This is a genomic window from Kitasatospora sp. RG8 (genome assembly GCF_017813315.1).
Taxonomy (GTDB): Bacteria; Actinomycetota; Actinomycetes; order Streptomycetales; family Streptomycetaceae; genus Kitasatospora.
In genome coordinates this window covers 14,703-39,423 of the sequence record NZ_JAGIYX010000029.1, presented here as the reverse complement: position 1 = coordinate 39,423, position 24,721 = coordinate 14,703, and the positions used below count along the sequence as shown (strand labels likewise).

Here is a 24,721-nt window from a genome sequence, read left to right as displayed (position 1 = left end):
CTGGACGAAGATGACCATGCGGGGAGTCAATCGATCAACTCCGCTCACGCTCCTGCGCGGAGGGCGCCGAGGCCGCGCAGCGCAGCTCGGGAAGAACCGGTTCCGCGCGCGCATGGATCCGCACGGCGGCTGGGAACAATCGCCGGGACGCGACAGGTCGATCAACGAACGGGAGCCGGGATGGACGCGGAACTGAAGGCGGTCACCGACGCGGTGCGCGAGGTCGAGAAGGCGTTGCGCGACACCGTGGTCGCCCCGGGACGGGGTCGCAGCGGGCGGGTCGTCCTGGCCGACGAACCGGCCCTCCTGGCGGCGGCCGCAGCCCTGTTGGAGACCCTGGGCGGCTTCACGGGCGGCTATCCCGACCGGATGACCACCCCCGGGGCCCGCGCGGCCTTCCACCGGGCCACCACCGAGCTGGCCGGCCTCGCCCGTCAGTTCCGTGAGGCCGAAGGCGGGTCCGCGAAGCAAGGGGCCTGATCCGGAGGCGCGCTGCGGTGTGCCCGCTCGGCCCCGGTGCAACGGCGGCAGGGCGTAACGGCGGCAGGGCGTAACGGCGGTGGGGTGTAACGGAGATGGGTGCTACGGCAGTGGCAACGGCGGCGGGGTGCCGGTCGGGGCCGTCCGGTCCCTGTTGACCAGCACCCCGCCGCCGGCGACGCGCCTTACTTCAGGGCGGCCAGGGCGGCCTCGTAGTTCGGCTCCTGCGAGATCTCGTTGACGAGCTCGGCGTGCAGGACGGTGTCGTTCTCGTCCAGCACGACGACGGCGCGGGCGGTCAGGCCGGCCAGCGCGCCGTCCGCGATCGCCACACCGTAGTCGGCGTGGAACTCGCGGCCGCGCAGGGTGGACAGGCTCTTCACGTTGTCCAGGCCCTCGGCACCGCAGAAGCGGGCCTGCGCGAACGGCAGGTCGGCGGAGATGCAGAGCACCACGGTGTTCGCGAGCTCCGCGGCGGCCGCGTTGAACGTGCGCACCGAGGTCGCGCAGGTGGGGGTGTCGACGCTCGGGAAGATGTTGAGGACCTTGCGCTTGCCGGCGAACGTCTTCAGCGACGTGTCCGCCAGATCGCCGCCGACCAGGGTGAACGCCGGAGCCTGGCTGCCCGGGGCGGGCAGGGTGCCGTTGACCTGGACCGGGTTGCCCTTGAGTGCGACCTGAGCCACGAGAAGTCTCCTTAGGAAGATGATGCCGACAACGCGTGATCGTACTCCGTGCGGGCGACGGGCGGGTTTGTCCGAAGCTGCAGAATCTGCCCGTCGATCATGCGGCGGATGCGGTAGACCCCCACAACCGCCCGCACCACCCGCCCGGTCGGCCCGGGGCGCGCGGACCCCGCGGAGGCGGCGCGAACCGGCTCCGGACGCCCACGCGCACGTCCATGCGCGCGCCCATGTGCACATCCCACGCCCACGTCCTGCGCGGGCACGCCGAGCCGTCTGCACGGGTGCGCCCGGCCCCTTGTACGGGCATGTCGCGCGTGGTCGTTCGCCGGGCGGACCTCAGTGCCCCGAGGTCCACTCCTCGGCGAGCAGGCCGAGGACGACCTCGTCGCTGTAGGCCCCGTACGTCCAGGCGGAGCGCCGCAGGGTGCCTTCGAGGACGAAGCCCGCGCCGGTCGCGGCGGCGATCATCGGGGCGTTGTCCGCGAGGGTGTCCACCTGGAGCCGGTGCAGTCCGCGCACGGTGAACCCGTAGTGGCAGAGGGTGCCGACCACCTCGCGCGCCAGGCCGCGGCCACGGAAGGCGGGGCGCAGTGCGATGCCGAGGTGGGCGGTGCGGTTGTGGGTGTCGATGCCCCACAGCAGCGCCTCACCGGCGAGCTCGCCCGACGGGAGCTCGACGACCGAGAAGCAGGCCGCTTCGTCGGAGGGCGCGGCCACGGCGTAGGGGGATTCGGCGGATCCCGGCGAAATGGGCCGCCAGGGGCGGGAGTCGGCCCGGGAGCGGGTGGCGACGTCGTCGTACAGCTCCGCCTGGAGGACGGGGACGTCGCTGTCGTGCCGGGCCCGGAGGGCGATCTTGGAAGCCAGTAGCATGTCACATGGTCTACAGCTGCGGGGACGCCCGCGCAATCGATTTTGGCTGCCCCAGCCGCCTGGTCACCGGGCGGGCGGGCAGGCAGGATCGGGTTCATGGCAACAGATCCCTTGATGGTCAGGGCCCGCGGGCTGTGGGAGGAACTGGCCTCGGCGCCGGTGTCGTTCGCGCCGACGGGGGGCGTGAGCGTCGTCGTCTCGCCGCAGTCCCGGCTCTGCCCGGCCGGCTGGGTCGGCATCGCGGCCCTGGGTGACGCGGCGATCGTGACCGCGCCGGGGGAGGACACTGCCCGGATCGTTCGTGACGCGCTGGCGAAGCTGCCGGTCGGGGCGGTCACCGACGCCGACGCGGTGCGCGAGGTGCTGCCGGTGGCCCGGCTGCTCGGGCCCGCCGCACTGGCGTACGCGGCTCCGGACGGCCTCCGTCCCGTCCCGCCCGGTGCACCGGCGGTGGCACAACTGCCGGGCGAGCACCCGGACCTGCGGAGCCTGGAGAAGCTGGCGGGGGACGAGGAGGCGGGGGAGGCCGGCCTGGACGAGATCACCTCGCCGGCCTTCGTCGTCCGGGAGGGAGGTGAGGTGACCGCCGCCGCCGGATACCGGATCTGGCCGCGCGGCACCGCCCACATCAGCGTGCTCACGGCGCCACGGCACCGCGGGCGGGGACTGGCCCGCGCGACGGGCTCCGCGACGACGGCCCACGCCCTCGCCGCCGGCCTGCTGCCGCAATGGCGCGCCCGCCTACCGGCCTCCCGCCGGGCGGCACTCGCCCTCGGCTTCCGCGAACTGGGCGCCCAGCTCAGCGTCGAGCTGCCGTAGCCGTAGCCGTAGGGGTGGCGGTAGTCGTCGCCGAGGACCTCTCCACGGCCGCGCGCCGGACCCGCTGCCAGAAGCCGAACGAGCACCACCGCCACCGCCGTCCCCACCGCCTTGCCGTCCCCACCGCCTTGCCGTCCCCACCGCCTTGCCGTCCCCACCGCCACCGCCGTCCCCACCGTCTGGCCGGAGCACACGGCCGACGACCATGGCGGTCCGGCGCCACACCCGACAGGATGGGCCCATGCCGAACTACCGACCTCTCCCCGCGATGCCCCCGGGTGCCACGTGGCACGACACCGGCACAGGTGTCTTCTGCTACGCGGCCCGGGCCGAAGGACGCTGGTGGGTCCTGCGGCTCAACGACTTTCCCGAGCATCCCCTCTACACCTTGTTCATCGACGCGCAGGTCATCGGTGACGTGGTCGATGATCCGGCCGTCTGGCAGCAGTTGCCGTCCTCGGGGACGCCCCCCGTCCTCGGTGCGCCGGAGCGTGCGGAGGTGCTCCGCCTCATGGCCGGTCTCGGCCCCTACGGCGCCGAGACCGGCACCCCGTGCACAGGCGACTACTGCAGCTGCACCGTCCTCACCGACGAATATGCGGCCCGACCCAACACCCCTCCACGAACGTCCGCGGGGCGGAAGTAGCGGGGCGGCCCTAGTAACGTTACGAGGCGCCGATGGTCGCCTCGGAACACCTGTCACCGGTCCGTCCGAGGCTTGAGATCCGGACAGGAGAGCAGCACGTGAGCACAGCGCATGCCGGCCCGGGTGACTACAGCAGGGTGCCGAATCCGGAGCAGGCCCTGAAGTACGCGATTCAGCACATCGCGGGTGACCGCGTCGAGATCGTCGAGGGAGTCATCACCCCCGTGTCGCCTTCCTGGGCCCATGAGACCGCCGTCGACCTGATCCGCGAGCAGATCGGGCCCCGGATGCGGGAGCTCGGTCTCCGCGCCGGCTCGGGGAACCTCGACCTGCCCGGCACGGAGAACTTCTACGTGCCGGACCTGGCCGTGGTGCCCGCCGAGCTGGCCAAGACCGAAGGGGCGCTGCTGCCGGACCAGACCGTCCTGGTCGTCGAGGTGACGTCCCCGTCCAACGGCGACACGGACCGGACGGCCAAGCGGCGCCGCTACTCGCAGTTCGGCGCCCCGGTGTACCTGCTGGTGGACCGTCAGGAATGCACGTGCACGCTGCTCTCGCAGCCGGGTCAGCTCGGCTACACCCGGGTGGAAGGGCCGCATCCGTTCGGCACCCCGCTGCAACTGCCGCCCCCGTTGGCGCTCGAACTCGACACGACGGGCTTCTGAGCCGGCCCGGGGCCTCCGTGGGCCCGGTCAGAACTCGTCGGCGCCGTTGCGCAGCTCGGGCGTCCAGTAGCCGGTGGCCCAGACGGCAGGGTCCACGGCCATGCCTCCGCTGCCCGGCGCCTTGACGGCGGCCTGGCCGCCGACCCCGGCAAGGGTGACGGAGAACGCGGTCACGGGCTCGTTGTCCTCGTGGGCCTTCCCGTCGGAGAGCCTGACGAGTGCGTACGCGGGAGCGCCGGGGGTGAGGACGACGGGGGCGGCGGGCCTGCTCTTGGCGACGGCGAGGACGTCCTCGCGGTGGCTTTCGAGGAACCGGATCTGCGGGTAGTCGGTGAGCCGGCAGTCGTGGCCGGTGGTGTTCTTCGCCGTCAGGACGATGTGGGTGTAGGGCGGCCCGTCCTGGTAGACGGCGCTGATGGCCAGGTCCTTGACGGCGCACAGGGGCGTGCCGGCCGCTGCCGCCGGGGCCGACGCGCCGCCGGCGGTCTGCGCGGCACCGGCGCCCGATCCCGCCTTGGCGCCCTGCGAGGCGGTCGTGCCCTGCGAGGCGTTCGCGCCCTGTGCGGCACCCGTTCCCGGGGTGGCACCCGTTCCCTGGGTGGCTTTGGTGCCCGGCGCCGGCTGCGCCTGGGTGGAGGCCGGTGCGGCGGTCCGGGTGCCAGAGCCCGCGGCACCTCCTCCGCCCTTGCCGCCGTCCCCGCCCCCGTTGCCGTCGCAGGCGGTGAGGGTCAGGACGAGTGCGGCGGCGCTCAGGGCGGCCAGGGCGGTGGTGCGGCTGCGGAAGGTGGCCATGGGAGTTCCCCCGTTGTCTCTGGTGCGGTGTGACGCATGCTGTGGTCTCGCTGGGCACCACCGTGCCCCGGGGACCGTCCCGTCTTCCAGGCCCGGCCGCCGATCCGGGACGCTGGAACGTTTCGTGGCCTCTGACCTGCACGAACGTTCGCGCCTGGAACGGCGGAACGGGACGGCGCGCGGCTCGCGCCCTGTGCGGAGGGGCCGGGACGGGGCCGGAGCCGCCGTTCCGGGGGAGGGCCCGCGCGCACCGGCGGCGGGGCGCTGAGACTCCGGGGCGACCTCGCGGAGGCCCCCGGTGACACCGCGGAGGCCCCGAGGCGACCCCGGGGTGTTTCACGGGAACAGGGGGGTCTTGGGGGAAACCGGATGACTGCCTGTCAGGTACGCCGCGTACCCCCTAGCCTGTGAGGCTCACGGGAGGGGAAGGCGTTGGAGCAACTCGTGGCCGCGGACCCGCGGCACGTCGGCCCGTACGCGCTCATGGGGCGTCTCGGGGCCGGCGGCATGGGTGCGGTGTACCTGGGGCGGTCGGCGGGCGGGCGGGCCGTCGCGGTCAAGGTGGTGCGGCCGGAGCTGGCCGAGGACGGGTCCTTCCGCTCGCGTTTCCGGCAGGAGGTGGCGGCGGCGCGCCGGGTCTCCGGGGCGTTCACCGCGCCGCTGGTGGATGCCGACACCGAGGCCGCGACGCCCTGGATGGCGACCGCGTTCGTGGCCGGCGTCCCGCTCCAGCAGGCGGTGGCCCGGCACGGCCCGCTGCCCGAGGAGACCGTGCGGACGCTGGCGGCCGGGCTGGCGGAGGCGCTGGCGGAGGTGCACCGCGCCGGGCTGATCCATCGCGACCTCAAACCGGGCAACGTGCTGCTGGCGCTGGACGGGCCGCACGTCATCGACTTCGGCATCTCGCGGGCGGCCGACGGCACCGGGCTGACCACGACGGGCGCGGTCATCGGCTCGGCGCCGTACATGTCGCCGGAACAGGCGTTGGGGGAGCCGCTGACCCCGGCGAGCGACGTGTTCTCGCTCGGCTCGACGGTCGCCTACGCGGCACTCGGCAGCCGGCTGTTCGGCGAGGGCGCCGGGGCGGCGGTGCTGTTCCGCGTGGTGAACACCGAACCGGACCTGAGCGGGCTGCCGGACGGCATCCGGCACCTGGTCGCCGGCTGCCTGGCCAAGAACCCGCAGCACCGCCCCTCGCCGCGTCAGCTCGTCGAGCTGGTGGAGCGGATCGGCCGCCCGGACCCGGCGGCCGGCTGGCTCCCGCCGGCCGTCGTCGCGGACGTGCTCGTCGTCCGGGGCGTGCTGACCGCATTGCCCGAGCCCTCGCCGGCGCCACCGGAAGGCCTGCCGCCGGAAGACCCGCCACACCTCCCGCCGCAGGGCCCGCCGTTGGGCCAGCCACCGCCGCCGTTCCCCGCGGATCGGGCACCCCGGGACGCGGTGCCCGGCCGCCGCCCGAGCCGCCGGGCCGTGCTGCTGGGCGTCGGCGGCGGTGTGCTCGCGGCGGCCGGGGCCGCCACCACGATCGCCCTGCTGAGCGACCACGGCGGCCGCACGGATGCCGGCGGCGCGGCCACGGCGGGCGCTTCGAGCGGCACGCCGACCGCCCTCGTGCGCCCGTCCGGCGCGGACGTGCCCGAGGCCAGACCGAACTGGCAGGTGACCCAGCAGAAGCCCTGCCCGCAGGTGCTCTCCGCCGACGGCGTGGTGGTCTGCGTCTCCATCGAGCAGATCTGGGGAGTGGACGACGCCGGCCGGACCAAGTGGACGGTGGACTCCACCAGCACGGGCAGTGTCTTCGCGGCCGACCCGAACACCGTGCGGGCCGTCGCCGCACTGGACGGCGGCCGGCTCTACGCCTCCGGGTGGACGGGCTCCGGCACCGAACTCCTGGCCTTCACCCTGGCCGACGGGAAGCTCGACTGGAGGGTGGCGCAGGACCGGAAGAAGACGATGGCCACCTCGTTCGTCGGCATCCGCGCCGGCAAGGCCTACCTGCTCGGCATCGGCGACGGCAAGGACCACGGAGCCGGCCTTGGAGGCGGCAACGTCTGGGCGGTGGACCTCGCCGCCCGCAAGAGCCTCTGGTTCCACGGTGAGGACACGACGCCGATCCAGGCGACGATGCTGCCGGGCGACCGGATCGTGGTCTCCGATCTCGACCAGCTGAAGGCCCTGGACGCCAAGGGCGAGATCGCTTGGGCGCGCAAGCTGGCGACGTACGGCATCGGCACCGCCGGGAAGTACGTCCTCGCCCCCAACCCGGACGGCACGCTGACCGCCCTGGACCCGGATGCGAGCGGCAGCCCGGTGTGGACGGTCAGCGGCGTCACCGGAGCCTCGAAGGGTGGCGGCGGCTTCGCCGCCGGCGAGGACGGAACGGCGCTGTACTTCCTCTGGAAGGACACGGACGGCGGACACTCGGTGGGCACGCTGGACACTTCGAACGGCCGCACCGGCCGGCGGGCCCCGCTCCCGCTCGACTCCCAGGAGAGCGCCGCCATCGGCTCCCGCATCCTCTGCGCCGACGGCAACCTCTACCGGATGGGATCGGACGCCGTGCTCTGGGCCCTCGACCCGGCGACCGGCAAGGCCCGCTGGAAGTACTCCGGACTGAAGGGCAAGGACACCACGAAGCTGGCCTGGACGGCCGGCGCCGGACGGCTCTGCGTCTCCGACACGATCACCCAGACGATCACCTCCCTGCCCGCGAAGGGGTCCTGAGCATGCGCCCGCTGGAATCCACCGATCCCACCAGGATCGGTTCGTACGCCCTGCTCGGCCGGCTGGGTGCCGGGGGCATGGGGGTGGTCTACCTCGGCCGGTCGGCCGGCGGGCGGACCGTCGCGGTGAAACTGGTCCGGGCCGAACTGGCCGGTGACCAGTTGTTCCGTGCCCGGTTCCGGGCCGAGGTGTCGGCGGCCAGGGCGGCCTCCTCGGCGTTCACCGCCCCGGTCGTGGACGCCGACCCCGACGCGCCCATGCCCTGGATGGCGACCGCCTTCGTACCGGGGGTCGCGCTGGACGAGGCGGTCCGGCGGGTCGGCGCCTTCCCCGAGCACGTGCTGCGCATCCTCGCCGCCGGGATCGCCGAGGAGCTGAGGAACATCCACGCCGCCGGGCTGACCCACCGGGACCTCAAGCCGAGCAACGTGCTGCTGGCGCTGGACGGGCCGCACGTCATCGACTTCGGCATCGCGCGGGCGGCGGACGGCACCGCGCTGACCGCCGAGGGCGCGATCTTCGGCACACCCGCCTTCATGTCGCCGGAACAGGCGATGGGGGAGCGGGCTGGCGCGGCGAGCGACGTGTTCTCGCTCGGCTCGACCCTGGCCTTCGCCGCCACCGGCGGGACCGGCCCGTTCGACGGCGGGCATCCGCTGGAGATCCTGCGCAAGGTGGTGAGCGAGGAACCGGATCTCGCCGCGGTGCCGGGCGGGGCGCGGCTGCTGGTCGCGGCCTGTCTGGCCAAGGCCCCCGGTGAGCGGCCGACGCCGCAACAGCTCGCCGCGTCCCAGGGGGTGGGGCCGCTGGTGCCGGGGACCTGGCTGCACCCGGCGCTGGTCGCGGCGATCGAGGAGGCGGCGGCGGTGATGGCCCCGCCGCCGGCCGCCGCGCCCCTGCCACCCCCGCCGGCCACGCCACCCCCGCCGGCCACGCCCCCGGGGCCGGGTGGGCCGCACCGTCCGGAGCCCCCGTCCGAAGTGCCGACGGGGCAGCAGACGCTGCTGCTCGGCCTGGGCACGCCCGCACCGCCGCCCCGGCCCGGTCGCCGCAAGCTGCTGCTCGGCCTGGCCGGCGGGGCGGTGGCCGCGGCCGGCAGCGGCACCGCGCTCTTCCTCAGCCGTAGGGGCGACCGCGAGAAGTCACCGGCCGCCAACGGGCCCGGGACGGGATCCGGCAGCCCGCCCCCGACCCCGGCGGCGGACCCGACCGACTACACGCGCTCGCTGGATACGGACGTCCTGGCGACCCCGCTCTGGACGACACCGGTGGACGAGTCGCTGATCGCGGTCACCGGGGACGGCGACACCGTCGTCGCCGCCGGGATGAAGGGGGTCTGGGCGTTCGACCGCGCGGGGAAGCCCCGGTGGGGACCGCTGGCCAACTACTCCGCACCGGCCGGGGTCGGCATCGGCGACTGCCCGGTGGCGGCCGCCGGGGGCATGGCCTACGTGATGGGGTACGGCAGCCCGACCGACCTGACGTACGTCTTCAAGGCCGTCGACCTCGTGACCGGAACCGTCGCCTGGACCTTCAACCGGCCGGACCTGCGGATCTCCCGCTCCGCCTCGGTGGTGGGACTCCTCGACAACCTCGTCTACGTCCACGGCGAGGCCTTCGGCACCTTCCCCCTCCCCGACCCGAAGGCCCCGGTCGCCTACAGCGGCAGCTTCGTGTGGGCGGTGGATCCGGCGACGCGTCAGCTCCGGTGGCAGCTCGTGCGCCCGACCGGGGTGACGGAGAACACCAGGCTCTCCATCCCCTCCTCCGGGACCCGCCTGCTGTGGGAGACGTACGGCATCGACCTCAACACGTACAAGAAGACGGGGAAGCTTGAGGGCCTCGACGCCGGCGACGCCGGCAAGAGCGTCTGGGAGCAGTTGGCTCCCGGCAGCGGGGCCCTCATCGCCAGCCTGCCCTTCTTCGCGGACGGTCAGCACAGCTCGGCCGGCGGCTACTTCCTCTACCTGGGTGACCGGCTCTACGCGGTCGACCCGGCGAACGGGAAGGTGGCCTGGCAGTCCGCGGGGGAGTGGGCCTTCAAGGGGGCGGTGGCGAGCCCCGACGGCGCCACCGTCTACGCCGTGGGGGCGCACTACGCGAAGGCCCGCACGGTGGTCCAGGCCTTCGACGCCAGGACCGGTGCCGTCCGCTGGTCGGGCTCCCTGCCGGCGGGCGCGCTCCAGGACATGGCGGCGCACTGCGCGGACGGGACCCTCTACATCTGGGTCCACGGGAAGGTCTGGGCACTGGACCCGGCCACCGGCGCACCGCGCTGGACCTTCGACTTCCAACCCAGCGGCGGCACGGCGACCCCCGTGCCGTACTGGGCGGGCGGCGGGCGGCTCTACGGCCCGACCGAGAAGGGCCTGACGGCGATCGCCGCCGACGGCCGGGCGGCCCACGGCTGAGCCGCCCGGGCGGCCGGGGGCGGACCCCCCGGCCGCGGGCCCTACCCCCGGTCCGCGCGGCGTTCCCGTGCCACCGCCTCCAGGGCCCGGACCAGGGCGGCCAGGCCCTCCTCGGCCTCGGCCTCGCTCAGGGTGAGGGGCGGGGCCATGCGCAGCGTGTTGCCGTGGAGGCCGCCCTTCCCGATCAGCAGGCCGCGCGCCCTGGTCTCCTCCATCACACGGCCGGCGATGGCCGGCGAGGGCTCGCCGGTGGCCGGGTCGACCAGGTCGACGGCGAACATGAGGCCCTTGCCCCGCACGGCCCCGACGACGGGCAGGCCTTCGGCGGCCCTGCGGAGCTCCGTGATCATCTTCGTGCCGAGCCGGTGCGCGTGGGCCTGGAGGTCGTGGCTGAGCAGGTAGTCGAGCGTGGCCTGGGCCGCCGCCGTCGAGAGGGGGTTCCCGCCGAAGGTCGAGATGCCGTTGGCCGGCAGGGCGTCCAGGAGTTCGCCCCTCGCGACGACGCCGCCGATCGCGAAGCCGTTGCCCAGCCCCTTGGCGAAGGTCATGGCGTCGGGCGTCACCCCGTGCGCCTGGATTCCCCAGAAGGTCTCGCCGGTGCGGCCCCACCCCGTCTGGACCTCGTCCGAGATCAGCAGGATGCCGTGCTCGTCGAGGGTCTTCTTGAACTCCCCGATCAGCCCGTCGGGCACGGCGGTGAAGCCGCCGACGCCCTGGACCGGTTCGATGATGAGGCAGGCGACGCCGCCGGCCGTGGCCGAGTCGAGCACGCTGGCCAGGTCCTCGACGCAGAACCGCGCGTACTCCTCGTCGGACATCCCCGGGAACCGGTCGCGGTCGGTGCCGTGCAGGTAGTGGACGTTCAGGGGGGAGAGCGAGGAGTTCTTCCAGCTCCGGTTCCCGGTGACCGCCGTCGCGGCGTACGAACGGCCGTGGTAGCTGTTGCGCATGGCCAGCACCTGGTCGGAACCGCGTGCGTGGGTGGCCAGCAGGAGCGCCGTCTCGTTCGCCTCGGTGCCGGAGTTGGTGAAGAACACCTTCGGGTTGTCGATCCCGGAGAGGGCGGCGATCTTCTCGGCCAGTTCCACCTGGGAACGGATCAGGTAGAGCGTCGACGTGTGCACGACCCCCGACCTGAGCTGCCGGTTCACCGCCTCCTGAACCTCGGGAACGTCGTATCCGAGCATGTTGGTGAGGATTCCGGCGAAGAAGTCCAGGTAGCTGTTCCCCTGGGCGTCCTGCACGCGGCAGCCCTTGCCGCTGACGATCTCCAGGGGCTCGTCGTAGTAGAGGGCGACCCAGTTCGGCATGACCGCCCGGTGCCGCTTCAACAGGTCCGACATGTCACGTCTCGCTTCCTGGAGGGATGGCAGAAACCGGTGAAGGCACGATCGGGGACAACGGGCAGCCGCGCCCGGTCCGACGGGCGATCCGGTCATCATCATCGCCTACCCGGCGGGCCGGCGGCAGTGCGCGACGCGGGTCCGGCGTGCCGTCCGGCGAAGGTCCGGGCGTGCGCGGCCCGGCCGTTGACCCGGCCGACGACGCCGGGCGCGGTGGAACCGGCAGGTGTGCGCCCCGCGTCGAAGGCCTCGGGGGTGCCGCCGGCCCGGCGGCCGTGCCAGGAGGGGGCCGCAACGGTCATGGCGGTGGTGATCTTGCTTCTGGTGCTCGCCGGTGGCGTCGGCCTGGTCCTCTCCGGCGCCGGCAAACTGCAGACCGAGGTGCCCACCTGCTACGGCCGGCCGATGGCGCCGGGCGACATCTGCCACGCCAGGAATACCGGACCGGTCACCGAGGGCATGCCCGAACCCCACGACACCACCTACCAGGAGCAGTTGGACAGCCTGACCAGCGGCGGCTGGACCTCGATCGGGCTCGGCCTGGTGCTCGTGGCGCTCGCCGTGGTGATCGGGCTCGCCTGGGCCGCCGGCGCCGCGGCCGACCGGAACCCCTGAACATCAACCGCCGATCCCCGGGAGGGCGGGGCGGGCGTGACCGGGGCGGGCCGGTGGCTGCCCGGCCGCCGGAGAGCCACGAAGCCGCCAACTTACCTGAGCAGAAAGCGCATTCGCGGTCCAGCCCCGGCTTGGACCGGCCCGGGCCGGCGCGACCGCACGGCCCGCCGGGCCCGGTGTGCGCGCGGACGGCGGGGTGGTCGACGCCGTCGAGATCCGCCGCCCCGGGTGATCCGTACCCGGGGCCGTGCCGCCGCCGGGGGTTTGTCAGGGGGCGGCGATACCCTGGCGGCACTTCGCCGTCCGAGGTCCGCCTCCCGCGCGGCCTGCGGTTCCGCCCGAATTCCGCCACGAACGGAGCAGACTGATGAGCCGCCACATCCAGGTCACCTTCGACGCCCACGATCCGCGGGCGCTGTCGGCCTTCTGGCGCGACGCCCTGGGCTATGTGCACCCCGGCCCGCCCGGGGTCGACCTGCCGGAGGGCGCCGACCCGTTGGCCGCGTGGGACGAGTTCCTCGCGCGGATCGGCGTGCCGGAGGAGCAGCGCAACACGAGGTCGGCGATCGAGGACCCGGACGGGCACGGCCCGCGGGTCTTCTTCCAGCAGGTGCCGGAGGACAAGGTCGCCAAGAACCGGGTCCACCTGGACGTCCGGGCGGCGCCCGGGTTGCAGGGCAAGGAACGGATGGCGGCGCTGGAGGCCGAGTGCGACCGCCTCGTGGCGCTGGGGGCGAAGCGGCTGCACCGCGAGGAGCCCGCTCCTCCGCTGGGCGCCGGCCACATCGTGATGACCGACCCCGAGGGCAACGAGTTCTGCCTCGACTGACGAGGCCCGGCCGTGGCACGGAAGGCCCCGCAGCGGGCGGGCCTTCCGTGCCCGTCACGGGGGCGGGGGCTGCGGCGGGAAATTCGGTTGCGCCGATCTTGGGAGGAGCTAGGCTGTGGCCGTTCCGCTGCGCTGATGCCGTGGCCGTGGTTCCTTTTTGCCGCGTGAGGACTGACGTAGAGCCGTAGAGGAGGTGTGTACCGGTGGTTGCCGCGATCTCGCGGCGCGCTTTCGTGTGCGCGCCATACGCCTCTCTCTTCCGTCATTCGCCCACCGGCTGACGACGCGTCGCATCCGGCGCACCGGTGGGCCGTTCCTCAGGAGCCACCGCAGTGCGCGAGCGCTTTTCCGACAGCGATTCCTTCTCCCGTATCCGCCCCAAGGGCGCACCCCGGCGCGGCCGCCGGTCCGAGCGGTTCGACGACTACGAGCCCGCGCCCGCCCACGCCGGGGCCTTCGAACCCTTCCAGTCCTTCGAGACCTTCGAGTCCTTCGAGCGTTCCGACGCCTTCGGGACCGACTCGGCCTTCGGATCCGGCGACTCCGCGTTCCCGGGGTCGGCACCTGCTGCGGCGCCCACGGCGGGGTCGGCCGCGGCACCGGTGGCCGACGGCCCCGCCGAAGGCGACCGCTGGTCCACCTGGGACCAGTCCACGCCCACCGAGAAGGGGCCCGAGCCGCGCCCCGCGTGGGTGGTGACGGAGCTCGCCGCCGTCGACACCGAACTCGGGATGGTCAAGACCGGCAAGGAGGCCGACGTCTTCCTGCTGGAGCGCGGCGTGCCGGGCACCGACCGGCGCACGCTGATGGCGGCCAAGCGCTACCGCGACGCCCAGCACCGGATGTTCCACCGCGACTCCGGGTACCTGGAGGGCCGTCAGCACAAGGAGAGCCGGGTCACCCGGGCGATGGCCAAGCGCACGGCGTTCGGCAAGGAGGCCATCGCCGGGCAGTGGGCCGCGGCCGAGTTCACGGCGCTGTGCCGGCTCTGGTCGGCCGGCGTGGCCGTCCCGTACCCGGTGCAGATCACGGGCACGGAGATCCTCATGGAGTTCGTCGGCGACGAGAACGGTACGGCCGCACCGAGGCTCGCCCAGCTGCGCGCGGAGGAGGCGGACGTCGACGACCTGTGGGAGCAGCTCGGCCGCAGCCTGTCGCTGCTCGCCGTCGACGGCTACGCGCACGGCGACTTGTCGGCGTACAACATCCTGGTCCACGAGGGGCGCCTGGTGATCATCGACGTTCCGCAGATCGTGGACGTGGTCGCCAACCCGCGCGGTCGCTCGTTCCTGGAGCGGGACGTGCGCAACGTCGGCGCGTGGTTCGTCGCCAGGGGGCTGCCGGAGCGGCGGGTCGGCGAGCTCGTCGAGTCGCTGGAGTTCGACGCACGGCTGGGGTGACCCCTGGGCCCGGGCAGGGGACCGGCTCCCTGCCCGGACCCCCTGCCCGGCTCCCTGCCCGGACCCCCTGCCCGGCTCCCTGCCCAGGCCCTGTGCGTTCACCCTGCCCGGTTCCCGCCCGGTTCGCGCCCGGCCACCCGCGAAGGCCGCCCACCCCCGGCACCGGCCCGTGGCACGCGTGTGAGAGGGTCGGCAGCCCGGAAACGAGGAGGCGCCGATGAGCGGGAACGGGTCCGGGGCCGTGGGCGGCCCCGGCGGCCGGGTGCTGGTGGTGGACGACGACGCGGCGATCCGGCGCACCCTGGAGCGCGGCCTGCGGCTGAGCGGCTTCTCGGTGACCCTGGCCGAGGACGGCGAGGCCGCGCTCGCCGGGCTGCCCACCGCCGCGCCGGACGTCCTGGTGCTCGACGTGTCGATGCCCGGCATCAGCGGCGCCGAGCTCTGCCGCACCCTGCGGGCGCGCGGCGACGACATCCCCGTGCTGATGCTCTCGGCCCTGGACGAGCCCGCCGACCGGGTCGCCGGGCTGCAGGCGGGGGCCGACGACTACCTGGTGAAACCGTTCGCGCTGGAGGAACTGGTGCTGCGGCTGCGCGCGCTGCTGCGCCGCCGCCCCCCGCAGCCGGACGACCGGGTGACGGCCGGCCCGCTGACGATCGATCCGGCGACCCGGCGGGCCAGCCTTGACGGCGAGGAACTCCGGCTCACCCGGCGGGAGTTCGAACTGCTCACCCAGCTCGCGCGCAACGCCGGGCTGGTGCTCTCCCGGGAGGTGCTGCTGGAGCGGGTCTGGGGCTACGACTTCGACGTCCGCAGCGACGCCGTCGACACCTTCGTCAGCTACCTGCGGCGCAAGCTTGAAGCGGGCGGGCGGCCCAGGCTGCTCCACACCGTGCGGGGCGTCGGCTTCGTCCTGCGGGTGCCCGGCGGCGACGGGCAGGTGCCGGCATGAGGCTCTCCACCCGGATCGCGCTGTGGGCGGGCGCCGTGGTCCCGCTCCTGGTGGTGCTGGCCGGGCTGCTGCTCCTGCCGCTGGTCGGCCGGGACCTGCGGCACCAGCAGGACACCCGGCTCAACGACCGGGCGGCCGCCGTCCTCCCCGGCGTCCGCGCCCTGCTCGCCGCCGACAGCAAGGGCCGCCCGAAGGCCGAGCAGACCCAGCAGCGGAAGGTGCTGGACGCGGCCCTGGACTCGGGCCTGCGGGTGGCCGGCGAGGACGGCTCGGTGCTGCTGTCCGTGGGCCCGCAACCCGCCGACCCGCTGGCGTTCCCCGCCCTCCCGGGCGGTCCGGCGACCGTGCACGACCAGGGCCGGGCCTGGCGGGTGCTGACCGTCAGGGTCGCCGCCGGGGCGGGAGGCGCCACCGGCACGCTGTGGGTGGTGGCGCCGGCGGGGCAGGAGGACAGCCAGACGGCCGCCGTCCGTCGGCGGGTACTGCTGGTGGTGCTGATCTCCGCGCCGGTCTCCGCGCTGATCGGGTTCGTGGTCGCCGAGCGGGCGACCGTCCCGTTGCGCCGGCTCAGCCGCCGCGCGGCCACGCTCGACCCCGCGGCACCGGCTGCTTCCGGCGGCCCGGGCGACGGCACGCGCGATCCGGGCGGCGCGGGCGGTCCGGCCGCTCCCGGTGGCCCGGCCGGGCACGGTTTCGTGGCGGAGCGGACCGGGACGGCCGAGGTCGACGAGCTGTCCGCCGCGCTCGCGCTCCTCCTCGCCCGCTACGACGAGCAGGCCCGGCGCACCGCCCAGGCCCTCGACACGGCCCGCGCGTTCTCGTCCACGGCCTCGCACGAACTGCGGACCCCGCTGATGAGCCTGCGCACCAATCTCGACGTGCTGGCCGCCCACCCGGACCTTCCCGCAGCCGAACGGGCCGAGGTCGTCGCCGAGTTGCGGGACGACCACGCCCGGCTGCTCGACCTGCTCACCGCGCTGAGCACCCTGGCGCGGGGCGACCTGGTCCAGCTGGACGCGTTCCGGTCGGTGGACCTCGCCGAGGCCGCCGACGCGGCGGTCCGCGAGGCCGCGCGCCGCCACCCACAGGCCGGGTTCACGGCGGACGTCCCGGACGAGACGCGGGTGTTCGGCTGGGAGCCCGGACTGAGGATCATGCTCGCCAACCTGCTCGACAACGCGGCGGTGCACGGCCGCACCGGGCGGGAACCGGCGCAGGCCACGCTGCGGCTCGCGGCCGAGGACGGGGCCGTGCTGCTCACCGTCGACGACCGCGGCCCCGGGATCGGGGCGGCCGAGCGGGAGTCGGTGTTCCACCGGTTCCACCGCCGCCGGGACAGCCCCGGCTCGGGCCTCGGGCTCACCCTGGTCGCGCAGCAGGTCGCGCTGCACCGCGGGACGATACGGATCACGACCCCGCCCGGCGGTGACGGTTGCCGGATGGAGATCAGGCTGCCGTCGCCCCGACCGGACGCCCCGACCGTCGAGCTCCCGGCCGGCCGCGACTGGATCTCGGGCCCGCACCACTGAGTCGCCCGGCCGTCCCACCGCTGCCGTCTCCCCGGCCGTCAGCCCCCGGCCGCCACCCCTGCGGGCGGTTCCACAGGGAATCCACAAGAAGCCGTCCTACGCTCCTGGCCACCCTCCCGGTGCCGGCCGCTCCACGCGCGTCCGGCCGGTGCCGGGACCCGTAACGGAGAAAGGACGCTCCATGCCTGCCAACCGCGTGTCCATCAGCCGCAGGGCCGCCGCCCTCGGAGCCCTTGCCCTCGCCGGCTCGCTGCTCACCGCGGCGCCGGCCCACGCGGGAGGGGGTAACGGCACGCCCTCGGGCGCCCCGACCGCAGCGGCGACGCCGAAGAACGACGGCGCGAAGGGCATCTGCAAGCGGCTGCCCAAGACGGAGGAGCGGATCACCAAGGCGCTGGAGCGCCTCAACGGCGACGCCACGGTGGTCGGCTCGGTCGCCCGCCTGCAGCAGCGGGCCGGCGAGGCCAAGGCCGCCGGCCACTCGGAGATCGAGACCTACCTCAACAACCGGCTGACCGCCCGCAAGGCTCTCGTCACCAACCTCCAGGCCCGTCAGGCCGACCTCAAGGCCGTCGGGACCTGGTGCGCCGCCCACGGCGAGGGGACCGGCAAGTGACGCGCCGCCCGGCCGCCGCGCTCGCGGCGCTGGCTCTGGCCGCAGCCGCTCTCCTCACCGGCTGCGGTCCCTCGGGCGGCCAGTCCGGCACCTCCGCCGGCTCGTCCGCGGGCAAGCAGGACGGCGGTGCGGCCGACAGCGCCCAGGTCCAGGACATGCAGCAGAAGCTGGACGCCGCCGAGAGCGCGGCGGCCCAGGCGGACACCGACACGGCGGCCGACAACGGCTGACCGCCCCACGGCGCCCCACGGCGGCCCGCCATCGCGGCAGGCCGCCGTCCCGCTCAGGGCGCCGACAGTCCCGGACCGGGGTCGGCGCCGTTCCTGGGGCCGTTCCTGGGGCCACGACCAAGTCCAGAATCAGAACCAGGACCTCAAGGAACGACGCCCGCGGGCGGGTCGTCCTCGTTCACGATCCGCAGCATCTCGGCCGTGGGCCGGTGCTGATCCGTCACGATCTGCGGGCAGCGCCGGCAGAGCGAGGGCCCTTCCTGGTGGAACCAGCGGCACTGGGCACGGATCGGACACCTCGGCAGCTCCTCGACCACCTCGTCCAGCAACACGGCGCTGCGGGAGGCGATCTGACATGCCGACTGCTTGAAGTGGACGCAGCCCGACGTGCGGCAGGCCGAGGCGAAGCGGAAGACCTCGCCGGGCGAGGCGGGCCGGGCCAGTTCGGTGATCTCAAGGGTGACGGGCATCGCGTGCGCGGTCGGGACGACCCGCGGTGCGCCCGGGGTGCCCGACACGACTCCGATCAGGACCGACCCGGCCGATTCGGCCGGCGCGCTGGGGCAGAGCAGTCCGCCGCCGTCGTCGGCCTCGTCCTGCGGCATCGCGGGTCTACCGCGGGGCCTTGAGCGGCTGGACGTTCTTCACCGCGAACTGTCCGTCGAAGCTCTGGGCCAGCGTCACTTCGAAGAGCTCCTCGGGGAAGAAGCCGGCGACGATGGGCCGGGAGATGTCGAACTCGTCCGAGGCGTTGCGGGCCGCGATCGCGATCGCGACGCCCTGGGCCGCAGCCGCGGCGAGCTGCTTCGGTTCGATGCGGTTGGCGCTCATGAGGTTCTCCTTGTGTTGCTTTGCCACGGTCTGGTGGCGTAGCAACCGTTGCACGGGGTTGCTGCCGTCGCACGATCTGCGACCTGTTGGAGTGCGTTCGCTTCTGTTCCGCGCGGAGGACCGAACACCGCGACCCTGGTGGATCACCCAGTCCCGGGGCCACGGCGCCGTGTTGATCACCAGTGGGGTGCCCGGGTGTGCCGGTCGAGGATGCCGGCGCTCGTCCCCGACGCCCTCGTTCCGTCGACCGCCCGGTCCTCGATCGCCACCGTCTGCACCGGCGCACGACGCTTCGCATCCGTCCGCTCCGGGCCGGTCCGCCGGTCCGCCCGACACCCGGACCCCGGATCCCGGATTCGGCATTCTCCGCCTGCCTCGGCCGGATCGCCTGCCCGTCCCGACCTCCGCCCGCGCACCTGCCTGCCGAGGCCGTTGCGACCTGAGCAAGCTGCATGGGGACCTGCTGGTCGGCTGGCGAGCCGGTCGACTGCACGGCGCGAGGTGCTGAGCCTTCGCCGACACGGCGAACGGGGGCCGGGGCCGGGTGACCCCGGTGTGACGACGGGAGGAGGTATGCAGGAGGCATGGAATCTCGGTGGCATGTGGATCTGCGGTGGTCGCGACAACGGAGCCGCCCGCTGATCCTCATTCCGCTCGTGCTGATCGTGGTCATCTCCGTCGTGGACATGCTGGCGCCGCCGGAGGTGCACCTCGGGCCGCTCCTGGTGGCCGCCCCCGCGATCACGGCCTCGTTCGCCGGCCCGGGGGCGACCGTCGTCGTGGGTGCGGCGGCCGTCCTGGCCCAGGGAATCGTCGCGGCCGTGCGGGCCACCCTGGTCGACCTCAACCATTCGGTCCAGATCGTCGCCCTGGCGTTGATCTCCCTGCTCGTGGCCCTCCTCGCCCATCTGCGGGAGCAGCACGAGAAGGAGATGACGCAGCTGCGTTCGGTGGCCGAGGCGGCGCAGGCAGTGCTCCAGCGGCCCATTCCGGCTCGGATGGGCCCGCTGCGGATCGCGTCGGTCTACCTCGCGGCGGAGGCCGAGGCGCAGATCGGCGGTGATCTGTACGCGGCCGTGCGTACCCGGCGCGGAAGCCGATTCCTGATCGGCGACGTCCGGGGCAAGGGCCTCGAAGCGATCGGCGAGGCGTCCTTGGTGCTCGGTGCCTTCCGGACCGCGGCCTACCGTCAGGTCGACCTGCCCATGCTGGTCACCCACCTGGAGGGAGCGGTCTTCGGAGGCATGGGGGACACCGGTGACCCGGCGTACGACACCGCGGACGCCGACGGCACCGAGTCGTTCATCACCGCGGCCGTTCTCGACATTCCCGACACGGAGCCGGTGATCCGGCTGGCGGGCTGCGGGCACCCGCCCCCGCTGCTGCTCCGCGGTGGCCGTGTCACCTCGCTCGATACCAGCCGGCCCGCCCCTCCGCTGGGCCTCAGCGAGTTGGCCGGATCGCCCGGTGTCGAGGTCGAGACCTTCGCCTTCGAGGCGGGTGACATCGCGCTGCTGTACACGGACGGTGTCATCGAGGCGCGCGACGCATCAGGGGCCTTCTATCCGCTCGCCGAGCGACTGGCCGCCTGGCCGCACGGCGATCCCCACACCCTCCTGCGCCGACTGTGCCAGGACCTCCTCGCGCATGCGGGCGGGCGGCTGGGCGACGATGCGGCGATGGTCGCCATCAAGCGCGACACCACGGCCGCGGGGGAGGGGTAGTCGTCGAGGGCGGTGGTCGGATCTCACGAACCCGTGTGCGAGCTGACGGTCGACTATGCGACCTCCTCCGCGGTGAGGCGCCGGAGCATGCCGCGCAGGGCCGCGCGGTCGGCTTCGGGAAGGGGGGCGAAGCAGGCGGCGAGGACCTCGTCGGCGATCTTGTGGCCTGCTGCCAGGACCTGCTCGCCCGCGGGGGTGAGGTGGTGTTCGATGCGCCGGCCATGTCCCGGTCGGCGCTCGACCACGCCTTGGGTCGTCATGCGGCGGACGAGCGTTCCGAGGGCCTGCTCGGTCTGGAACGTCGCCGCGGCCAGCTCGCGGGCCGATGCCCCTGGTGCGCGGCTGATCGCACGCAGGGCGTCCCACTGGGCCAGTGTGGTGCCGGCAGCCGAGAGCGCACTGTCGAGCGCCCGGTGCTGCCGGTACTGGGCCTGCTTGACCGCTCTGCCGAGTTCTTGCAGCTCATCACTCATGGACCAAGTCTACGGCGTTACCAAGCTAGCTTATATAAGCATGTTTAGTTACTGTGGGGGCATGACCACAGACCGCACGGCAGCCGTGTACCCCGACCTGTCACTCACCATGTCCGAAGCCGGAAGCGGCAGGCCGGTCCTGCTCCTGCACGGCGGCGGGGGCCCGGCCACCGTCGCCGGCCTCGCCGGGCACATCGCCCGCACCGCACACGCCATCACGCCCGTGCACCCCGGCTGGGACGGCACCCACCGTCCCGAATGGCTCACCGGCATCGACGACCTCGCCCTCGCCTACCTCCACCACCTACGCGACCGCCGGCTGGACGACGTCCTCGTCATCGGCTCCTCACTCGGCGGCTGGACCGCCGCCGAGATGGCCGTACGCGACACCGCGGGAACCATCACCGGCCTCGTCCTGATCAACGCCGTCGGCGTGAACGTCGAAACGGAACCGATCACCGACTTCTTCGCCCTCGACGCGCGCAGCGCGGCGGAACACTCCTGGCACGACCCCGACCGCTACCACGTCGACCCCGCCGGCATCCCCGCCGGCGAACTCGCCCGTCGGCAGGGCAACACGGCCACCGTGCGCACCCTCGCGGGCGACCCCTACATGCACGACCCCAAACTCCTGCGCCGGCTCGGACGCGTCCACGTGCCGACTCTCCTGGTCTGGGGGGAGAGCGACCGCATCGTCACCCCCGCATACGGCGCCGCGTACGCCGACGCCTTCGCCAACGGCACACTCGAGGTCGTCCCCGAGGCGGGTCACCTTCCGCAGATCGAACAGCCGGAGGCCACCATCGCCCTGATCGACGCCCACCTGCGCCGGACGAGCACCCGTCTCATCGACGCGGGGTGACCGGGGCGTGTGCCGGTTCGGTCAGGGCCGGCCTGTGGCGTGCGGCGGACTCCCGGGCCAGACTTCGAAGGACTGTGAGAATCCCGAGGGCGGTCCGGCGCGGAAGCGGGCGCGGATCAGCGCATCGACCTTGACGACGGCATCGCGTCGGCCGCTGAGCTCCACTTTCACCGGGCCGGCGCCGGCATCTGCGAGGGCAACCGACGGTTCGGTTTCTTCGATCGGCGCCGACGTGTCCACCTGCCAGCGGGTGCGGACGACCTGATCGGCGGGTGAGACGTAGTCCCCTGCTGGGCCGAGGCCGGGGACAGCGGTCAGCCTGTACGACTGCGCCACGGTGTCGGCGACCACGTTCGCCGCGGATGGCGCACCGGAGATCGACATGTGCACCATGGCGCTCGGTTCCCGTGAGCCACTGGTACTGGTCATCGCTCTCCTCCGAGGTCGGTTCCTCTCCCAGGGTCTGCCAGTGCGAGGCCTCCCGCATCTGTTCGGCAGGGGTTCGCTCGTGTTCGACCACGCCGACGGCTCGATCCGACCGAAGCGCGTGCGGGCGCCACGGTCACGCCACTTCGTGTCCGGTGCGACTCCCCGGCTGTGGGGTCCCCTGCGGTGTAACGTTTCGATCAAGCAGTCGTGGTTCCGAAGTCCTCGCTTGCGGCTACCTGCCGCGGGGTACTTGCTGTTCAACGCATCTCCGGACCAGGGCGATCACCTCCGGGCCCACACCAGTGGGACCCGATCGGTTCCCACGAGGGAGAAGCGCATGGCGACCGGCACAGTGAAATGGTTCAACGCCGAAAAGGGCTTCGGCTTCATCGAACAGGACGGCGGCGGCCCCGACGTGTTCGCCCACTTCTCGAACATCGACGCCCAGGGCTTCCGTGAACTCCAGGAGGGCCAGAAGGTGACCTTCGACGTCGTACAGGGCCAGAAGGGCCCGCAGGCCGAGCACATCCGCCCCGCCTGACCTCCGGTACATCAACGGGCGCCCCGCACGTACCCGTGTGCGGGGCGCCTTCGCGTCTCCGCCGGCCACAACGCCTCGCTCGGGAGACCGCGCAGATGGGCGCGGTCGGGAGCCCCGTCGCGAAACGGGTACGGGCCTTGGGTGATCACAGAGCTGCCACGCTCCGTGATCACCCAGGGCCTGCCGCGAACGGAGTGGTTCTACGCCTGACCGGGAAGGCGCAGGGGATCCGTGCTGGACCGGTCCTCGGGGGTCACACCTGGATCTGTTGGACGTCGGCCGTGGTGCTCGTGAATCCGTTGGTGGTGATGATCCTCAGCCGGACCTTGTCGCCCGGGCGGAACTGGCTGCGGTCCACCTGGAGCAGAGGGTCCTTCAGGCCGACGCCGATCGTCTGCCAGGTGCCGCCGTCGTCGGTGCTGACCTGCGCGGCGAAGGTCTGGCCGGGGTCCGGCTGCTGCTCGAAGTCCAGCGCCAGCTCGAACGTCCCGGGCCGGGCCTGCGCGTGGCGGGCGGAGCGCAGGGCCCGGGGCGGGCCCCCGGGGCGGAAGGTGTCCACGACCTGTCCGCCGACGACCAGTTCGATCGCCTCCGGGTCGGCCCCGAGCGGTACGACGGCGTCCACCAGGCCGGTGCGGTCGTCGCCCGGGGCCAGCTCGGAAGCGAGCCTGACCGTGACCGGGACCTCGCGCGGCGGTGCACCGTCCGTCTGCCGGATCCGCAGGAGCACCGCGCTCCCGCCGTTCGGGCCCGCCCCGCCGTCCGGGCCGGCGGCCACACCGTCGGGGCCGGGCGCGCCGGCGGGCGGGGCGGACCGGGCGGCCAGGGGCGTGACCGGGTTGACGAAGCGGATGCCGCCCTCGCGCCGGGTGAGGTTCACCGTACCGACGACGCTGACGAGTTGCCCGCCCTCCGGGGCCGCCTCGGCCGTCCGCAGGGCAGGTGCGGCCTCGGGGGGAGGCGCCGGGGTGACGGCCAGGCTCGGGAACCGCTCGTCAGGGCGGCCGCCGGCGGACCCTGCGGATCCGGGGGACCCGGCGGACCCGGGAGGTGCCGGACGCCCGGCGACCGGGACGACGGTGAGCGGGGCGAGGGCGGGTGGTGTCGCGCCCTCGGGCTGCGGGGCGCCGGCCACGAGCGCGTTCTCGGCCACCAGCCGTCGCCGGATGCCCTCGTAGGTGTAGCTGCTCATCCACTGGCGGTCGCAGTAGGTCATCACGTCGTGCCACTGCATCCCCGGCCGGGCCTTCATCGGCAGGTTCAGCGCGGAGTCGCCGACGTCGAACCCGACGAAGGTGTCCGGACCGTCGGCGATCTGCCCGCTCTGGAACGGGTAGTTCTGCCGGTCGTCGGCGGACTCGCCGCAGAAGCCGGGGTGCAGGCGGCCGAAGGTGTGGCCGAGTTCGTGGCCGCCGTACCAGTCGCCGTAGGTGCCGTCGAAGTCCCAGCCGAAGGAGGCCGAACCGCAGGGCGACGAGGCGACGACGGTCGGGTCGGCCACCACGGGGAGGCCGGAGGAGCAGCCCCGCATGAAGAACCCGCCGTCGGCCACCTGGCCGATGTAGTGGGTGCGCGGGTCGGCGCCGGCGCTGACGTCCAGGTTGCGGATGGCCGCGAGCTGGGCGTTGGTGTCCTCGCACGTGAAGGGGACGGCGGGGGTGGCGTCGATGACGGCGTGTGAGCTGATGACCTCGGCCACCGGGTAGGCGCGTCGCAGCCAGCTGACCAGGGCGGTGAAGTCCCGGTCCCGCGGGGCGAAGGTGCCCGGCGGGTCGGTGCTGGTGTAGCGCAGCCCGAGGACGCGGATCCGCAGCGGGGGACCGGTGCGGAACAGTACGGTCGGGCCGCCACCCGTCGGGCCGAGCGGGAGGGTGGCGCCGGTCAGGGCGTCGCTCAGGGTCACCGAGCTCACGCTGAGCGGCCCCTCCGCCGTCAGGGCGGGCGGCACGAGGAAGTTGAGGCTGAGGTCCGCGTCGGCGCGGCGGGCGGAGAGGTTCTGCGTGGCGTCCGGGTCGAGGGCGATGGCGTTGGCCGACGTCACCTTGACGCCGGGGTCCGTCGTCGACCGGATCAGCGTCACCGTGCCGCGCACGCGGGTGGCGGGGCCGCTGGTCCCGCTCACGTAGACGCGGACCACGGTGACCTTGCCGGCGACGAGGGTGACGCGGTGCTGGAGGTCCTGCACCGACTGGGTGATCTCCGTGGCGTCCCAGACGGCATGCGTCGGAGCTGGAGCTGTCATGACTGCCCC

At 73.6% G+C, this 24,721-nt stretch carries 25 protein-coding genes; 16 read left to right on the top strand and 9 right to left on the bottom strand.

The genetic code is table 11. From position 1 onward, the window contains the following. The first annotated feature begins 180 nt into the window (after window positions 1-180). Complete coding sequence (locus J5Y04_RS32405; protein ID WP_209415973.1) at window positions 181-480, top strand: hypothetical protein; 300 nt, start codon at window positions 181-183, stop codon at window positions 478-480. Between the two features lie 185 nt (window positions 481-665). On the opposite strand, the gene tpx is transcribed toward J5Y04_RS32405, so the two are convergent. Both tpx and J5Y04_RS32395 read right to left on the bottom strand, forming a co-directional pair. Then, the gene (gene tpx / locus J5Y04_RS43035; protein WP_209415972.1) at window positions 666-1,166 is read right to left on the bottom strand and encodes a thiol peroxidase; all 501 of its coding nucleotides are present in this window, start codon (window positions 1,164-1,166) and stop codon (window positions 666-668) included. A gap of 336 nt (window positions 1,167-1,502) precedes the next feature. After that, window positions 1,503-2,039 (bottom strand): GNAT family N-acetyltransferase, encoded by a 537-nt coding sequence (locus J5Y04_RS32395; protein WP_209415971.1) that lies wholly within the window; start codon window positions 2,037-2,039, stop codon window positions 1,503-1,505. 96 nt (window positions 2,040-2,135) lie between these two features. Between J5Y04_RS32395 and J5Y04_RS32390 the strand changes: the two genes are divergently transcribed. The 3 genes from J5Y04_RS32390 to J5Y04_RS32380 all read left to right on the top strand — a co-directional run bounded on the left by J5Y04_RS32390 (window position 2,136) and on the right by J5Y04_RS32380 (window position 4,169). Continuing rightward, window positions 2,136-2,858 (top strand): GNAT family N-acetyltransferase, encoded by a 723-nt coding sequence (locus J5Y04_RS32390; protein ID WP_209415970.1) that lies wholly within the window; start codon window positions 2,136-2,138, stop codon window positions 2,856-2,858. A 241-nt stretch (window positions 2,859-3,099) separates the two neighbouring features. Next, entirely contained in the window at window positions 3,100-3,504 is a 405-nt protein-coding gene (locus J5Y04_RS32385; RefSeq protein ID WP_209415969.1) for a hypothetical protein, read from the top strand. 98 nt (window positions 3,505-3,602) lie between these two features. Further along, the gene (locus J5Y04_RS32380; protein ID WP_307853410.1) at window positions 3,603-4,169 is read left to right on the top strand and encodes a Uma2 family endonuclease; all 567 of its coding nucleotides are present in this window, start codon (window positions 3,603-3,605) and stop codon (window positions 4,167-4,169) included. A gap of 27 nt (window positions 4,170-4,196) precedes the next feature. On the opposite strand, the gene J5Y04_RS32375 is transcribed toward J5Y04_RS32380, so the two are convergent. Beyond that, window positions 4,197-4,961, bottom strand: a complete 765-nt coding sequence (locus J5Y04_RS32375; RefSeq protein WP_209415967.1) for a DUF4232 domain-containing protein — start codon at window positions 4,959-4,961, stop codon at window positions 4,197-4,199. Window positions 4,962-5,393: 432 nt separating this feature from the next. On the opposite strand from J5Y04_RS32375, the gene J5Y04_RS32370 reads away from it, so the two are divergent. Next, the gene (locus J5Y04_RS32370; protein WP_209415966.1) at window positions 5,394-7,685 is read left to right on the top strand and encodes a protein kinase; all 2,292 of its coding nucleotides are present in this window, start codon (window positions 5,394-5,396) and stop codon (window positions 7,683-7,685) included. A gap of 2 nt (window positions 7,686-7,687) precedes the next feature. Next, window positions 7,688-10,096 (top strand): PQQ-binding-like beta-propeller repeat protein, encoded by a 2,409-nt coding sequence (locus tag J5Y04_RS32365; protein WP_209415965.1) that lies wholly within the window; start codon window positions 7,688-7,690, stop codon window positions 10,094-10,096. Between the two features lie 41 nt (window positions 10,097-10,137). Here J5Y04_RS32365 and J5Y04_RS32360 read toward each other — a convergent pair whose 3' ends face one another. Further along, on the bottom strand, window positions 10,138-11,439 hold the full coding sequence (locus J5Y04_RS32360; RefSeq protein WP_209415964.1) for an aspartate aminotransferase family protein: 1,302 nt from the start codon (window positions 11,437-11,439) through the stop codon (window positions 10,138-10,140). A 306-nt stretch (window positions 11,440-11,745) separates the two neighbouring features. Here J5Y04_RS32360 and J5Y04_RS32355 point away from each other — a divergent pair, with 306 nt between their 5' ends. The 7 genes from J5Y04_RS32355 (at window position 11,746) to J5Y04_RS32325 (ending at window position 17,610) form a co-directional block, all read left to right on the top strand. Next, window positions 11,746-12,054, top strand: a complete 309-nt coding sequence (locus J5Y04_RS32355) for a hypothetical protein (protein ID WP_209415963.1) — start codon at window positions 11,746-11,748, stop codon at window positions 12,052-12,054. 367 nt (window positions 12,055-12,421) lie between these two features. After that, on the top strand, window positions 12,422-12,883 hold the full coding sequence (locus tag J5Y04_RS32350) for a VOC family protein (RefSeq protein ID WP_209415962.1): 462 nt from the start codon (window positions 12,422-12,424) through the stop codon (window positions 12,881-12,883). Window positions 12,884-13,215: 332 nt separating this feature from the next. Beyond that, the gene (locus J5Y04_RS43735) at window positions 13,216-14,283 is read left to right on the top strand and encodes a serine protein kinase RIO (RefSeq protein WP_209415961.1); all 1,068 of its coding nucleotides are present in this window, start codon (window positions 13,216-13,218) and stop codon (window positions 14,281-14,283) included. 217 nt (window positions 14,284-14,500) lie between these two features. Beyond that, complete coding sequence (locus J5Y04_RS32340) at window positions 14,501-15,235, top strand: response regulator transcription factor (protein WP_209415960.1); 735 nt, start codon at window positions 14,501-14,503, stop codon at window positions 15,233-15,235. After that, on the top strand, window positions 15,232-16,764 hold the full coding sequence (locus J5Y04_RS32335) for a HAMP domain-containing sensor histidine kinase (RefSeq protein ID WP_209415959.1): 1,533 nt from the start codon (window positions 15,232-15,234) through the stop codon (window positions 16,762-16,764). Before J5Y04_RS32340 ends, J5Y04_RS32335 begins: the two co-directional genes overlap by 4 nt. 181 nt (window positions 16,765-16,945) lie before the next feature. Next, window positions 16,946-17,380: a hypothetical protein gene (locus tag J5Y04_RS32330; RefSeq protein WP_245205873.1), complete on the top strand. Its 435-nt coding sequence runs from the start codon at window positions 16,946-16,948 to the stop codon at window positions 17,378-17,380. Beyond that, window positions 17,377-17,610: a hypothetical protein gene (locus J5Y04_RS32325; protein WP_209415958.1), complete on the top strand. Its 234-nt coding sequence runs from the start codon at window positions 17,377-17,379 to the stop codon at window positions 17,608-17,610. Before J5Y04_RS32330 ends, J5Y04_RS32325 begins: the two co-directional genes overlap by 4 nt. Before the next feature lie 143 nt (window positions 17,611-17,753). Here J5Y04_RS32325 and J5Y04_RS32320 read toward each other — a convergent pair whose 3' ends face one another. Continuing rightward, complete coding sequence (locus J5Y04_RS32320; RefSeq protein WP_209415957.1) at window positions 17,754-18,215, bottom strand: hypothetical protein; 462 nt, start codon at window positions 18,213-18,215, stop codon at window positions 17,754-17,756. A gap of 7 nt (window positions 18,216-18,222) precedes the next feature. Next, window positions 18,223-18,441, bottom strand: a complete 219-nt coding sequence (locus J5Y04_RS32315) for a hypothetical protein (protein ID WP_148647754.1) — start codon at window positions 18,439-18,441, stop codon at window positions 18,223-18,225. 656 nt (window positions 18,442-19,097) lie between these two features. Here J5Y04_RS32315 and J5Y04_RS32310 point away from each other — a divergent pair. Beyond that, on the top strand, window positions 19,098-20,165 hold the full coding sequence (locus tag J5Y04_RS32310; protein ID WP_307853409.1) for a PP2C family protein-serine/threonine phosphatase: 1,068 nt from the start codon (window positions 19,098-19,100) through the stop codon (window positions 20,163-20,165). Window positions 20,166-20,218: 53 nt separating this feature from the next. Here J5Y04_RS32310 and J5Y04_RS32305 read toward each other — a convergent pair whose 3' ends face one another. Further along, complete coding sequence (locus J5Y04_RS32305; RefSeq protein ID WP_209415955.1) at window positions 20,219-20,638, bottom strand: MarR family winged helix-turn-helix transcriptional regulator; 420 nt, start codon at window positions 20,636-20,638, stop codon at window positions 20,219-20,221. Between the two features lie 61 nt (window positions 20,639-20,699). On the opposite strand from J5Y04_RS32305, the gene J5Y04_RS32300 reads away from it, so the two are divergent. Beyond that, window positions 20,700-21,500 carry an alpha/beta fold hydrolase gene (locus tag J5Y04_RS32300; protein ID WP_209415954.1) on the top strand — a complete coding sequence of 267 codons (801 nt, stop codon included), beginning with the start codon at window positions 20,700-20,702 and terminating at the stop codon, window positions 21,498-21,500. Window positions 21,501-21,521: 21 nt separating this feature from the next. Here J5Y04_RS32300 and J5Y04_RS32295 read toward each other — a convergent pair whose 3' ends face one another. Further along, a complete protein-coding gene (locus J5Y04_RS32295) occupies window positions 21,522-21,929 on the bottom strand; it encodes a hypothetical protein (RefSeq protein WP_209415953.1) in 408 nt (135 codons plus the stop codon). Window positions 21,930-22,266: 337 nt separating this feature from the next. Between J5Y04_RS32295 and J5Y04_RS32290 the strand changes: the two genes are divergently transcribed. Then, a complete protein-coding gene (locus tag J5Y04_RS32290) occupies window positions 22,267-22,470 on the top strand; it encodes a cold-shock protein (protein ID WP_209415952.1) in 204 nt (67 codons plus the stop codon). Between the two features lie 253 nt (window positions 22,471-22,723). Here J5Y04_RS32290 and J5Y04_RS32285 read toward each other — a convergent pair whose 3' ends face one another. Continuing rightward, window positions 22,724-24,712 (bottom strand): hypothetical protein, encoded by a 1,989-nt coding sequence (locus tag J5Y04_RS32285; RefSeq protein ID WP_209415951.1) that lies wholly within the window; start codon window positions 24,710-24,712, stop codon window positions 22,724-22,726. Window positions 24,713-24,721: the final 9 nt, after the last annotated feature.